The sequence below is a fragment of the Bradyrhizobium sp. CB82 genome (assembly GCF_029714405.1).
In the GTDB taxonomy this organism is placed as follows: domain Bacteria; phylum Pseudomonadota; class Alphaproteobacteria; order Rhizobiales; family Xanthobacteraceae; genus Bradyrhizobium.
Genome location: NZ_CP121650.1, coordinates 349,543 through 362,084 on the forward strand (window position 1 = coordinate 349,543; position 12,542 = coordinate 362,084).

At 65.6% G+C, this 12,542-nt stretch carries 12 protein-coding genes and 1 pseudogene; 5 read left to right on the forward strand and 8 right to left on the reverse strand.

Annotated elements, in window-relative coordinates:
* Positions 1-38: 38 nt before the first annotated feature.
* Positions 39-1,592, reverse strand: coding sequence for a signal recognition particle protein (ffh, locus tag QA640_RS01690; RefSeq protein WP_283039056.1), 1,554 nt, complete (start codon positions 1,590-1,592; stop codon positions 39-41).
* 453 nt (positions 1,593-2,045) lie between these two features.
* On the opposite strand from ffh, the gene QA640_RS01695 reads away from it, so the two are divergent.
* Positions 2,046-3,041 carry an MBL fold metallo-hydrolase gene (locus QA640_RS01695; protein WP_283039057.1) on the forward strand — a complete coding sequence of 332 codons (996 nt, stop codon included), beginning with the start codon at positions 2,046-2,048 and terminating at the stop codon, positions 3,039-3,041.
* Positions 3,042-3,137: 96 nt separating this feature from the next.
* Here the strand turns inward: QA640_RS01695 and QA640_RS01700 are convergent, their stop codons facing one another.
* Positions 3,138-3,848: an SIMPL domain-containing protein gene (locus QA640_RS01700; RefSeq protein ID WP_283039058.1), complete on the reverse strand. Its 711-nt coding sequence runs from the start codon at positions 3,846-3,848 to the stop codon at positions 3,138-3,140.
* A gap of 5 nt (positions 3,849-3,853) precedes the next feature.
* Positions 3,854-4,598, reverse strand: a pseudogene (locus QA640_RS01705) (GyrI-like domain-containing protein).
* A gap of 201 nt (positions 4,599-4,799) precedes the next feature.
* Between QA640_RS01705 and dapF the strand changes: the two are divergent.
* Together dapF and mtaB are read left to right on the forward strand one after the other, a co-directional pair.
* Positions 4,800-5,672, forward strand: coding sequence for a diaminopimelate epimerase (dapF, locus tag QA640_RS01710; RefSeq protein ID WP_283039059.1), 873 nt, complete (start codon positions 4,800-4,802; stop codon positions 5,670-5,672).
* On the forward strand, positions 5,672-6,925 hold the full coding sequence (gene mtaB / locus QA640_RS01715) for a tRNA (N(6)-L-threonylcarbamoyladenosine(37)-C(2))-methylthiotransferase MtaB (protein WP_283039060.1): 1,254 nt from the start codon (positions 5,672-5,674) through the stop codon (positions 6,923-6,925). Before dapF ends, mtaB begins: the two co-directional genes overlap by 1 nt.
* Before the next feature lie 231 nt (positions 6,926-7,156).
* On the opposite strand, the gene QA640_RS01720 is transcribed toward mtaB, so the two are convergent.
* Both QA640_RS01720 and QA640_RS01725 read right to left on the reverse strand, forming a co-directional pair.
* Entirely contained in the window at positions 7,157-8,266 is a 1,110-nt protein-coding gene (locus QA640_RS01720; RefSeq protein ID WP_283039061.1) for a DUF2336 domain-containing protein, read from the reverse strand.
* Between the two features lie 270 nt (positions 8,267-8,536).
* Positions 8,537-9,238 carry an RNA pseudouridine synthase gene (locus tag QA640_RS01725; protein ID WP_283039062.1) on the reverse strand — a complete coding sequence of 234 codons (702 nt, stop codon included), beginning with the start codon at positions 9,236-9,238 and terminating at the stop codon, positions 8,537-8,539.
* 60 nt (positions 9,239-9,298) lie between these two features.
* Here QA640_RS01725 and ftsY point away from each other — a divergent pair, with 60 nt between their 5' ends.
* Positions 9,299-10,243 (forward strand): signal recognition particle-docking protein FtsY, encoded by a 945-nt coding sequence (ftsY, locus tag QA640_RS01730; RefSeq protein WP_283039063.1) that lies wholly within the window; start codon positions 9,299-9,301, stop codon positions 10,241-10,243.
* A 1-nt stretch (position 10,244) separates the two neighbouring features.
* A complete protein-coding gene (locus tag QA640_RS01735; RefSeq protein ID WP_283039064.1) occupies positions 10,245-10,847 on the forward strand; it encodes a septation protein A in 603 nt (200 codons plus the stop codon).
* A gap of 130 nt (positions 10,848-10,977) precedes the next feature.
* Here the strand turns inward: QA640_RS01735 and QA640_RS01740 are convergent, their stop codons facing one another.
* The 3 genes from QA640_RS01740 to QA640_RS01750 are packed head-to-tail and all read right to left on the reverse strand — an operon-like array spanning position 10,978 to position 12,540.
* On the reverse strand, positions 10,978-11,571 hold the full coding sequence (locus QA640_RS01740) for a DsbE family thiol:disulfide interchange protein (RefSeq protein WP_283039065.1): 594 nt from the start codon (positions 11,569-11,571) through the stop codon (positions 10,978-10,980).
* Positions 11,568-11,747, reverse strand: coding sequence for a heme exporter protein CcmD (gene ccmD / locus QA640_RS01745; protein ID WP_283039066.1), 180 nt, complete (start codon positions 11,745-11,747; stop codon positions 11,568-11,570). The genes QA640_RS01740 and ccmD overlap by 4 nt, the downstream gene beginning before the upstream one ends.
* A 1-nt stretch (position 11,748) precedes the next feature.
* Positions 11,749-12,540, reverse strand: a complete 792-nt coding sequence (locus tag QA640_RS01750) for a heme ABC transporter permease (protein ID WP_283039067.1) — start codon at positions 12,538-12,540, stop codon at positions 11,749-11,751.
* Positions 12,541-12,542: the final 2 nt, after the last annotated feature.

Consider the following 12,542-nt stretch of genomic DNA (forward strand, 5'->3'; position numbering starts at 1 on the left):
CGTTGGTTCCTCGCAATGACGGGTGAGGGTGAGTGACATCACTTCTTCTTCCCCAGTCCGGGGAAGCCGCCGAGCCCGGGCAGGGTCGGCTTGTTGCTGAGGCCCGTGAGCCCCGGCACATTCGGTAAGCCCTGGCGCAGGCCCGCGGGCAAATCCTTCGGCAGGTTCGGCAAGCCCTGTCCGCCACCACCCTGCATCTTCTCCTGCAGCGCCTTCATCTCCTCGGGCGAGGGCATCTTCATGCCGCCGCCAAAGCCCATGGCCTGCGCGATGCCGGCGAGCGGTCCGCGCTTGCCCGAGCCCATGGCCTTCATCACGTCGGCCATGTTCCGGTGCATCTTGAGCAGCTTGTTGACATGCTCGACGCTCTGGCCGCTTCCCGCGGCGATGCGCTTCTTGCGGCTCGCCTTGAGAAGATCGGGGTGCCGACGCTCCTCCCGCGTCATCGAATCGATGATCGCGACCTGGCGCTTCAGGATCTTGTCGTCGATCCCTGCGGCCGCGATCTGGTTCTTCATCTTGGAGATGCCGGGCATCATGCCCATCAGCCCGCTGATGCCGCCCATGTTCGCCATCTGCGAGAGCTGCTCGCGCATGTCGTTGAGGTCGAACTGGCCCTTGCGCATCCGCTCGGCGGTGCGCGCGGCCTTTTCCGCGTCGATGTTGGCGGCAGCCCGCTCGACCAGGGACACCACGTCGCCCATGCCGAGGATGCGCCCGGCAATGCGGTCGGGATGGAAGTCCTCCAGCGCATCGGTCTTTTCACCGGTGCCGATCAGCTTGATCGGCTTGCCGGTGACCGCGCGCATCGACAGCGCGGCGCCGCCGCGGCCGTCGCCGTCGACGCGCGTCAGCACGATGCCGGTGAGGCCGACGCGCTGATCGAACGAGCGCGCGAGGTTCACCGCGTCCTGGCCGGTGAGGCTATCGGCGACCAGCAGCACCTCGTGCGGATTGGCGGCAGCTTTGATCGCGGCGGCCTCTGCCATCATCTCTTCGTCGAGCGTGGTGCGGCCGGCGGTGTCGAGCAGTACGATGTCGTAGCCGCCGAGCTTGCCGGCTTCGAGCGCGCGTTTGGCAATCTGCGGGGGCTGCTGGCCCGCGACGATCGGCAGCGTCGGAATGTCGAGATCGCGGCCGAGCACGGCCAGCTGTTCCATCGCCGCCGGGCGGTAGACGTCGAGCGAAGCCATCAGCACCTTGCGCTTGTCGCGCTGGACGAGGCGGCGGGCGAGCTTTGCGGTGGTGGTCGTCTTACCGGAGCCTTGCAGGCCGACCATCATGATCGGCACCGGCGGCACGGAATTCACGTCGATGGTCTGGCCTTCGGCGCCGAGCGTGTTGATCAGCTCGTCATGGACGATCTTGACGACCATCTGGCCGGGCGTCACCGACTTGACGACGGTGGCGCCGATCGCCTGCTCGCGCACGCGCTCGGTGAAGCTGCGCACCACTTCGAGCGCAACGTCGGCTTCCAGCAGCGCGCGCCGCACCTCGCGCATCGCGGCGTCGACGTCCTTCTCGGTCAGCGCACCGCGCCCCGTCAGACGATCGAGGATGCCGCCAAGCCTTTCCGACAGATTGTCGAACAATGAAGTCGTCCTTTATCCTGCTCGCGCAGGGTTGCCTCGTTCACCGCTGTCATGCCCCGGCTTGACCGGGGCATCCAGTACGCCGCGGCGCCTCGGTTCAAGCCGAGCTGCCTCTGGAATACTGGATCACCCGCCGGAGCCTGTCATCGGGCTCGCCGAAGGCGAGACCCGGTGGCGGGTGATGACCACTGGTTTCGGTCCTGGCCAAAGCCAGAAAGCGGCCTTCCAAACACCTTTGCGCCCGAGGGCGCATCGCGCTGTCGGGCGTTGACCTCTGGCCTCCAGGACCAGTCGGCGGGTCGAAAAGAAAGCCTTTCCGAGAAGTGGTGCGGCCTTAAACCTCCGCAAGGCGCAAAAGTCAAGGAAACAAGCCGAAATGCGGCATCTTGAAGGGGCCGGTTCGGCTGCTTATTCCTTGCCGGAACCCAATTTTGGGGCCAGCCGGGCCGTGGAATGACCTCCCGTCGCATCAAGACCTATTCCGGCCCGCCGTCCGATCATTTCGACGGCGAAAAATTCTTCGACCCCGATGGGGTTCCACCAAAATCGCTCCGCGAGGTCTTGCGCTGGCAATTCGGCGGCAAGCGCAGCCGGTCAGTCTGGCCGGCCTGGGTTCCGAGCCCCTACGCCGATCATCCGCCGGCCGAGGTTAATGGCGGCAAGGTGCGGCTGTCCTTCGTCGGGCACGCGAGCTGGCTGATCCAGACCGGCGGTCTCAACATCCTCGTTGATCCCGTCTGGTCGACGCGGGTCTCGCCGGTGGGCTGGGCCGGGCCGAGACGTCACAACGATCCCGGCATTGCCTTCGACAAGCTGCCGAAGATCGATGTCGTGCTGGTCTCGCACGGTCACTACGACCATCTCGACATCGCGACGCTGTCGCGGCTCGCAAAGAACTTTGCCCCGCGCGTGATCACGCCGCTCGGCAATGACCTCACCATGCGTGAGGGCGATGGCGCGATCCAGGCCGAGGCGTTCGATTGGCATGACCGCGTCGAGCTCGGCGGCGGCATTGCCGTGCATCTCGTGCCGACACGGCACTGGTCGGCGCGCAACCTGTTCGACCGCAACAAGGCGCTGTGGGCGAGCTTCGTGCTGGAGACGCCGGCTGGGAAGATCTACGTCGTCTGCGATTCCGGCTATGGCGAAGGCACGCATTTCCGCCGCGTCGGCGAAACGCATGGACCTTTAAGGCTCGCGATCCTGCCGATCGGCGCCTACGAGCCGCGCTGGTTCATGCGCGAGCAGCACATGAACCCGGAAGACGCCGTGAAGGCGCTGATCGATTGCGGCGCGCAGGCCGCGCTCGGCCATCATCACGGCACGTTCCAGCTCACCGATGAAGCGATCGATGCGCCGGCCAAGGCGCTGGTCGAAGCGCTGGCTGCGGCGAACATCCCGCAGGAGCGGTTCGTTGCGATGAGGCCCGGGCAGGTGGTGGAGATTTGACCGTCATTGCGAGGAGCGAAGCGACGAAGCAATCCAGACTGTTTCCGCGGAAGCAGTCTGGATTGCTTCGCTTCGCTCGCAATGACGACGTGGCGGCTACTGCGTCGGCTTGATCGCCCAGCCCACATTCACCGTCACCGACAGCGTCTCCTCGCCGGGAGCGACCTGCGCCGGGGCTGCGGCCACCGGCGCGGCGGCGACGCGGCTCTTGAACAATGGCATCGGGCCGCCGCCTTCGGAGATGCTGAGGGGTGCGCCGAGCGTGACGCCGGCCGCCTTGGCATAGATCTCGGCCTTGCGGCGGGCGTCGGCGAGTGCCTGCTCGCGGGCGCCGTCGAGCAGTTTCGAGGCTTGCGTGACTTCGAAGGAAATGTTGCCGATATCGTTGGCGCCGGCGCCGACCAGCGTGTCGATGACGCTGGCCACCTTCGTGACGTCGTGGATCTTGACTGTGACGCGGTTGCTGGCGCGGAAGCTGACGATGCTGGTTGCGCGGTCCGACGTCTTGGACGAGGTCGCATATTGCGGCTGCAGCGACAGCCGCGAGGTCTGATAGTCCTTCTCGTCGATGCCTGCGCCCTTCAAGGCCAGCAGCACCTTGCCCATCGCCGCGTTGTTGGCGTCGGAGGCCTCTTTTGCCGTCTTCGCGTCGTTGGCGACGCCGGCATCGATCTGCGCGAGATCAGGCGCCGCCGACACGGTTGCCTCCCCGCTCACCGAGACCGCCGAGGGAAAATCGTCGGCAAGCACAGGCGTCGCGCCAAGCGCGGCGGCGATAATAGCGGCGATGATCGCGGGGCTCTTCATCGGCCTCACTTCAGCGGAACGTAGACGTTGATCACGAGCTTGTCCTCTGCCGTCTTCAGGGGATCGGTGAGGTACTCCTCGATGAAGGTGTCCTTGGCCTCCAGCTTCTTGTCGTCGAGGTGATTGGTGATCGCCTCATAGGTGTTGTCCATGTTGTCGTAGGAGCCGCGATGGACGAACTTCAGCGCCTTGCCCTCCGGCGACTTGCCGATGCTCATGTCCTTAGGCAAGTTTTTGGGCTCCTGATCGATCGGGATCTCGGCGAGGAAGGTGAAGCCGGTGTCGTCGGTCGAGGTGTAGACGATCATCGGGTTACCCGCGGGCTTGATGCCCTGCTTGTCGAGAAGCGCGTTCAGCGCCTTGAACGAATCGATCAGCGTGTCGAAGGCCGAATCCCAATTGGCGCTGCCCTTGGCCATCACGACCTTTTTCGGTTCCAGCGTCGTCTCGAGCCCAAAGGGGTCGGCAGTCTGCACGGGGCGCCAGCGGCGGGCGGGGTCGCGGCCGCGGCGGGGGCGCCGTCGGGCTGGGCGAGGGGGAGGCGCTGGCCGCCGGAGCCGGCGCCGGACTCGCCGCAGGTGATGGCGATGCGCTGGCGGCCGGGGAGGGCGAAGCCGAGGGGGCCGGCGAGGGGCTTGCGGACGCGGCCGGAGCCGGGCTCGGCGACTGGGCGAACGCGCCTGAGAGGCAGAGGGAAATGGCCGCTGCCGGGATCACCGCAGCCAAAAAAGGACGGAAAAAACTAGTCATTGCGTGTCTCCCCAAGGCACTTTTAGAGGCCCCTGCCGCATTCTTGCACCACGTACGCGTCCCTGTTCGCGCGAACGCTCCTATCTAACACGCATGTGCCAAATTCGTCCCATGACAGATGCGTCATAGGTCACGCGCGGCAAATGACTGGCCAACCCTCCCATGATCGCCATATAAGGCAGGCGAAATTCAGGACATTTCATGAGCGCGCTCGCCAATCACGCATTTGCCAAGATGAACGGCATCGGCAACGAGATCGTCGTTGTCGACATGCGGGATTCCGCTGCCCCGGTCACGCCGGACGACGCGCGTGCGGTCGCCTCCGCGAAGGGCGTGCCCTACGACCAGCTCATGGTGCTGCAGAAGCCGCGGCTCGACGGCACCGAGGCCTTCATCCGCATCTACAACAATGACGGCTCGGAGGCCGGCGCCTGCGGTAACGGCATGCGCTGCGTGGTGCGGCGCGTTTTTGAGAAGACCGGGCAGACCACCGCGACATTCGAGACATCAGCGGGGCTTCTGAACTGCTGGCAGGGGCCGGCTCCCGATCTCTATACCGTCGACATGGGCGCGCCGAAGTTCGGCTGGCAGGACATTCCGCTGGCGGAGGAGTTTCGCGACACCCGTTACATCGAATTGCAGATCGGGCCGATCGACAAGCCGATCCTGCATTCACCGTCGGCAGTGAGCATGGGTAATCCGCACGCGATCTTCTGGGTCGACGACGTCAACGCCTATGACCTCGGGCGTTTTGGTCCGCTGCTCGAAAACCATCCGATCTTCCCCGAGCGCGCCAACATCACGCTCGCCCATATCGTCGATCGCGACCACATCACGATCCGTACCTGGGAGCGCGGTGCCGGCCTCACCAAGGCTTGCGGCTCGGCGGCTTGCGCGGCCGCGGTGGCGGCGGCGCGGCTGAAGCGCGCCAACCGCACCGTCGAGATCACGTTGCCCGGCGGCAAGCTCGGCATCGAATGGCGCGAGCGCGACGATCACGTGCTGATGACGGGCACCGCGACCTTCGAATATGAGGGCAATTTCGATCCGGCGCTGTTCGCCTCGGTCGCCTGATGGGCGTCGAGGTCCTGACCTTCGGCTGCCGCCTCAACGCCTTCGAGGCCGAGGTGATCCGCCGCGAGGCGGAGAGCGCAGGGCTTTCCGACACCATCGTCATCAATAGCTGCGCGGTCACCAACGAGGCGGTGGCGCAGGCGCGGCAGTCGATCCGCAAACTGAGGCGCGAGCGGCCGGAAGCGCGCATCGTCGTCACCGGCTGCGCCGCGCAGACGCAAAGCGCGATGTTTGCGGACATGGTCGAGGTCGACCGCGTCGTCGGCAATGACGACAAGATGCGCAGCGAAGCCTGGCGCGCGGCGCGCAGCGCATTCGACGTCGGTGCGCGCGAGAAGATCGCGGTCAGCGACATCATGACGGTGAAGGCGATGGCGCCGCATCTGATCGACGGCTTTGCCGCCGGCCTGCCGCGCGTGTTCGTGCAGGTTCAGAACGGCTGCGACCATCGCTGCACCTTCTGCATCATCCCGTTCGGTCGCGGCAATTCGCGCTCGGTGCCGATGGGGGCGGTGGTCGAGCAGGTCCGTGCACTGGTCGAACGAGGTCATGCCGAGATCGTGCTGACCGGCGTCGACCTCACGAGCTATGGCGCCGATCTGCCGGGCGCGCCAAAGCTCGGCATGCTGACGAAGCAGATCCTGCGGCATGTGCCGGAATTGAAGCGTCTGCGGATCTCCTCGATCGATTCGATCGAGGCAGACAGCGATCTGCTCGACGCCATCGCCGATGATGGGCGGCTGATGCCGCATCTGCATCTGTCGCTGCAATCCGGCGACGACATGATTTTGAAGCGGATGAAGCGACGGCATTCGCGGCGCGACGCGATTGCGTTCTGCGAGCAGGTCCGCCGCCTGCGGCCGGACATCGCACTGGGCGCCGATATCATCGCGGGCTTTCCGACCGAGACGGAAGAGATGTTTGCGCGCTCCCACGACCTCGTTGAGGAATGCGGTCTCACCTTCCTGCACGTCTTCCCCTATTCCCCACGCCCCGGCACCCCCGCCGCGCGGATGCCGCAGGTCGCGGGCGCGGTGATCAAGGATCGCGCGAAGCGGCTGCGTGCAGCGGGCGAAGCGGCGTTGCGGCGCAGGCTCCAGGACGAGATCGGCGCGACGCGCGACGTGTTGATCGAGAGCGACTGCCAGGGCCGCACGGAGCACTATCTGCCGGTGGCGGTTGCGGGTGCGTCGGTGGGGAGTGTGATGTCGGTCAGGATCGCCGGTGAGAATGGCGTGCGGCTCACCACATAGTCGCTGTCGTCGCCCGGCTTGCCGTCTTCGCTTACGCTACGCCGGCCCAACACTGAAAGTCCGGCGAAGCCTTTGGCGGAGCCGGGACCGGGCGACCCAGTACGCCGCGGCTTCTCCGTATCCCACCACTGTCTCTGGAAGACTGGATCACCCGCCCCAGTGCGCAAGTGCGCACAAAGGCGGGTGATGACACCGTCTATTTGGCGAGGACGCTCGTCACGTGTGCACCGCCTACGACGCCCGCACCTGCCAGAACCTGAGCGTGCGCCGCGCATTTTCCGGCGTCATTCTGGCGAAATGGCCTTTGGCCTTGGCGAGGTCGGCGGGTTTCATCGTGCCGGTGGCGTAGCGGCTCTCCAGCACGGCGCTGGTCGTTTCCCAGCTCAGGAGGGCGGCGCGGCAGGGTACGAGCAGGCCGTCATCGCGCAGGCTCTGCATCAGCGGCCGGATGACCTCGTAAGTCGATTCGGATAGCGCCGCCAGTGCTGCGACGGTCTCCTCATAGCGCCGCTGTTTGGCAAAGCCGTAGAGTGTCGCCTCGTTGAGCTGACCGGCGTTCTTCAGCTTTGCGATGGCACGCTTGGCGCCTTCAAAATCGCGGATACCCGACATCTCGCGGTCGACGCCGGTGGTGACCGCTGCGATGGCGTTCTGGATTTCCTCGAACAGATGCGGCGGGGCGCGTGACAACAGGCGCGTGCGAACCGTGTCGGTCGCCGAGCGCAGCAATTGACGGCGCAGGTCCGACGGCAGATCGACGCGCACGCCGACGCTCACGGTCAGTTCGGGGTCCCGTTCGGCCTGTCCGACGATGACGGCAAAGCCACTTGCCGAAAACCGGGCGCCGGGATTGGAGGCGAGCCGCCGGCTGACGCTCGGATAGCGGCGCGCCAGAAGCGCGTCGGTGACAATTTCCTTCAGCCACCAGCGGCCGGCGACCGCGAGCAGATGCTGCTCGCCCTTGCTGGCCGCGATGTTGAGCAGCTCGGCCTCGTCGAGGCGCGCGGATTCCTGAAGCACCGGGCCGGCGATCCTGATCTCGTCATTTCCGGCAAGACGGCGGATTACGGACGGCGGCGCTTGTGCGATCGGTGCAAGCTGCGCGCTGATCTCGGCAAGCGCGACGCGCGCGCCCATGTCGGCGATCGAGCGCAGCTCGATGGTCTTGATCAGCCGCTCGAGCACGTCGTCGAACAGTGCGATCTGCTCGTCATTGAAGTTGCCGGCGGAGGACAGGAACAGGTCGGTGACGCGCCGCGCCGTCTCCAGGCGCTTCTCGTCGGAGCCGGCGCGAATCGCACCCTCGACTTCGGCGATGATCGATGGCTGAATCTGCGGCATGAAACGTTGCTCATCCTGAGCCGGTTCGAAAGAAGCTTGTTCTAAGCAACCGGTATCATTAGAGGCGAGCGCTGAACGTTTCGTAAACCATGGAAGGCCGTCGCTTCGGGGAGATGCCGCCGCGGAGGAACCGCGGCTCCCTCCCCCGCTTGCGGGGGAGGGTTGCGGAGAGGGTGTCTTCGCAATGAAGAACCCCCAAGGGGGAAAGCCCTCACCCGCGCCTTCGGCGCGACCTCTCCCGCAAGCGGGAGAGGTGAACGACAGCAGCGCCTATTCCCCGTTCCAGCCGCAGACCCTGAGCCGCTCCTGCATGTGCGGCGGTGCCGGTGCGACCACGCGCACGGGCTCCTTGTTGCGTGAGATCGGCACCACGATCTCGCGCGAGTGCAGGTGCAGCCGCGGCTCGCCGAAGCGCGGGCCGTTGCCATAGACGTTGTCGCCGACGATCGGCCAGTCCCGGGCCGCGCAGTGCACCCGCAATTGATGGGTGCGGCCGGTGACCGGTTCCATGGCGAGCCAGGTCAGGCCCTCGCCGCGGCCCATCACCTTCCAGTTGGTGATCGCCTTCTGGCCTTCCGGGTCCGGCTTCTGCCACCAGCCGCGCTCGGCATTGAGGCGGCCGAGGGCTAAGTCGATGGTGCCTTCGTCCTCGGCAGGGCCGCCTTCGACCACGGCCCAGTAGGTCTTGCCGATCTTGCCGTGCTTGAACAGCAGGCCGAGCGAGGCGGTCGCCTTACGGTGACGCCCAAGCACGAGGCAGCCGGAGGTGTCCTTGTCCAGCCGGTGGGCCAGCACCGGCGGCCGTGGCAGGCCGAAGCGCAGCGCATCGAACGAGGCTTCCAGGTTCGCCCCGCCCTTGGGGCCGCGATGGACGGGCAGGCCCGCCGGCTTGTCGATCACCAGCATCAACCCGTCGCGGTGAAGCACGCGCGCCACAATTTCGTCTGATGTCAGTTCGGGAACATCGAGCAATATCAGGACTTTCGTTCAAGACTTTCGTTCGCGAGCCGGAACGGCTAACACACCCCCACCATGAACGATACCACCGACACCCCCAAACTGAGCTGGTGGCGACGCCTGTCCAACGGGCTGAAGCGCACGTCGTCCTCGCTCGGGAGCGCGGTCGCCGACCTCGTGACCAAGCGCAAGCTCGACCGCGCCATGCTCGACGACATCGAGGATGTGCTGCTGCGCGCCGATCTCGGCACCGAGGTTTCGGTGCGCATCGCGGATGCGGTCGGCGCGGGACGCTACGACAAGGCGATCTCGGCAGACGAGGTGAAGGACGTCGTTGCCACCGAGGTCGAGAAGGTCCTGTCGCCGGTCGCCAAGTCACTCGAGATCGACACGGCGAAAAAGCCCTTCGTCATCCTGGTGGTCGGCGTCAACGGCTCGGGCAAGACCACGACCATCGGCAAGCTGTCGGCGAAATTCGCCTCCGAAGGCCGCAAGGTGATGCTGGCCGCCGGCGACACGTTTCGCGCAGCAGCCATCGAGCAACTCAAGGTTTGGGGCGAGCGGACGAAGACGCCGGTCATTGCCGGTGCGCAAGGCTCGGATTCGGCGAGCCTCGCCTTCAACGCGCTGACGGCGGCGAAGGACCAGGCGATCGACGTGCTGCTGGTCGATACGGCGGGTCGCTTGCAGAACAAGTCCGAGCTGATGAACGAGCTCGAAAAGGTCGTGCGCGTGATCCGCAAGGTCGATGCCTCGGCGCCGCATGCGGTGCTCCTGGTGCTGGACGCCACTGTCGGGCAGAACGCGCTGTCGCAGGTCGAGGCGTTCCACCGCACCGCAGGCGTCACCGGCCTCGTGATGACGAAGCTCGACGGCACCGCGCGCGGCGGCATTCTGGTGGCGCTCGCCGAGAAGTTCAAACTGCCGGTGCATTTCATCGGCGTCGGCGAAGGCGTCGACGATCTCGCGCCGTTCACCGCGCGCGACTTCGCCCGCGCGATCGCCGGAATTGAGAGTTGAGATGGACAAGACCCAGCCGCATCCGCTGTTCAAGCTGGCAACCGAGCTCGGCCCGCTGCTCGTGTTTTTCTTCGTGAATTCGAGGTTCAACCTGTTCGCCGCGACCGGCGCCTTCATGGTCGCGATCGTGGCGGCGATGATCGCCTCCTATGTGGTGACGCGCCACGTGCCGATCATGGCGCTGGTTACCGGCGTGATCGTGCTGGTGTTCGGCACGCTGACGCTGGTGCTGCACGACGAGACCTTCATCAAGGTCAAGCCGACCATCATCTACGGCCTGTTCGCAGCCGTGCTCGGCGGCGGGCTGTTGTTCGGCCGCTCCTTCATCGCCATCATGTTCGATCAGATGTTCAACCTGACGCCGCAGGGCTGGCGCATCCTCACCTTCCGCTGGGCGCTTTTCTTCGCCGGCATGGCGGTGCTCAACGAAATCATCTGGCGCACCCAGAGCACGGATTTCTGGGTCAACTTCAAGGTGTTTGGCGTGACGCCGCTGACGATGATCTTTGCCATCGCGCAGATGCCGCTGACGAAGCGCTATCACATTGCGCCGGTCTCGCTGGAAGCGAGCGAGGCCGAAGCAGGCGATGTGAGCAAGGGGTAAGTCTCGTGTCCCGGACGCGCGAAGCGCGAGCCGGGACCCAGAAATCGCAAAGAGCAATCGCTTGGAGATGGGCCCCGGCTCAGCAGCGCGGCATGCAATGACGCGCTGCGTCCGGGGCACGACAGTGGAGCTAAGACCCCGCCTTCAACGCCTTCTCGAGCTGCGGCAGCAGCACGGTCTGCAAATTCTCCGGCGTGATCGGGCCGACCAGCTTGTAGACGATCTTGCCCTCGCGTCCGACGACGAAGGTCTCCGGCACGCCATAGACGCCCCATTCGATCGAGGCGCGGCCGTTGGTATCAGCGCCGACGAGGCCGAACGGATTGCCGTAGCGGCCGAGGAAACGGCGCGCATTGTCGGACGCGTCCTTGTAGTTGATCCCGATCAGCTGGAAGCGCTTGTCCTTGGCAAGCTCGGTCAAGAGCGGCGCCTCGTCGTGACAGGGCACGCACCAGGACGCCCAGACATTGACAAGGCTGACCTTGCCCTTGAACGCGGCCGGGTCGAGCCCCGGCACCTGTGCGCCGTTGTTTTGCAGGCCATCGAGCTGCGGCAGCGAGGTCTGCGGCGCAGGGCGTCCGATCAGCGCCGAGGGAATGCGCGAGGGATCGCCGCTGCCGAGCCGGACCCAGAACAGCAGCGCAAGGCCGATGAAGGCGATCAGCGGCAGCACCACCAGGAAGGTGCCGCGCGACGGCGTGGCGGAGGTCGAGTGCTCGCTCATGGCAGCTCCGTTGCGCTGCGGCCCGAACGGCGGGTGACGCCGCTCTTGTCCAGCTCACGCAGGCGCCCAGTCTGGTTGCGATAGTCGATCATGATCCAGCCGATCAGGATCGCCACCACGATGGCTGCGGCAAGATAGGACGTCACGATGAAGGATGCGTAAGGGCCGAGCGACATGTTATGCAGCCCCAGCTTCTTTTGACGCGCTTTCTTCACGCGAACCGGCGCCAACCTCGCTCGAAAACGCGATACGGCTTGCCTGCATCATTTGCAGGGAACGGACACGGCGGCGCAGGATCTCGTTACGCATCGCCGCCAGGTGCAGCGTAACGAACAGCAGTGTGAAGGCGATCGCCATCACGAGAAGCGGAATCAGAAACGACTTGTCGAGCGTCGAGCCGCCCATGCGCATCACAGAGGCCGGCTGATGCAGCGTGTTCCACCAGTCGACCGAGAATTTGATGATCGGCAGATTGATCGCGCCGACCAGCGTCAGCACCGCAGCAGCGCGTGCCGCGCGCGAGGGATCCTCGACCGCGCGCCATAGCGCCATCAGGCCGAGATACATCAGGAACAGGATCAGCACGGAGGTCAGCCGGGCGTCCCATTCCCAATAGGTGCCCCACATCGGCCGGCCCCACAGCGAGCCGGTGAGCAGCGCGAGGAAAGTGAAGGCGGCGCCGATGGGAGCAGCCGCTTTCGCGGCGACGTCGGCGAGCGGATGCCGCCACACCAGCGTGCCGAGCGAGGCCACGCTCATCACGCCCCAGACGAACATCGACAGCCACGCGTTGGGCACGTGGATGAACATGATCTTCACGGTGGCGCCCTGCTGGTAGTCGTCGGGCGCAAGCGCCGATTGATAGAGGCCAAGGGCGAGCAGGATCGCGGTCGCCCCCGCAAGGCACGGCAGCACGCGCGCCGTCAGCGCAAGGAACCGCGATGGATTGGCGAGGTCGGTCAGCGTCATGG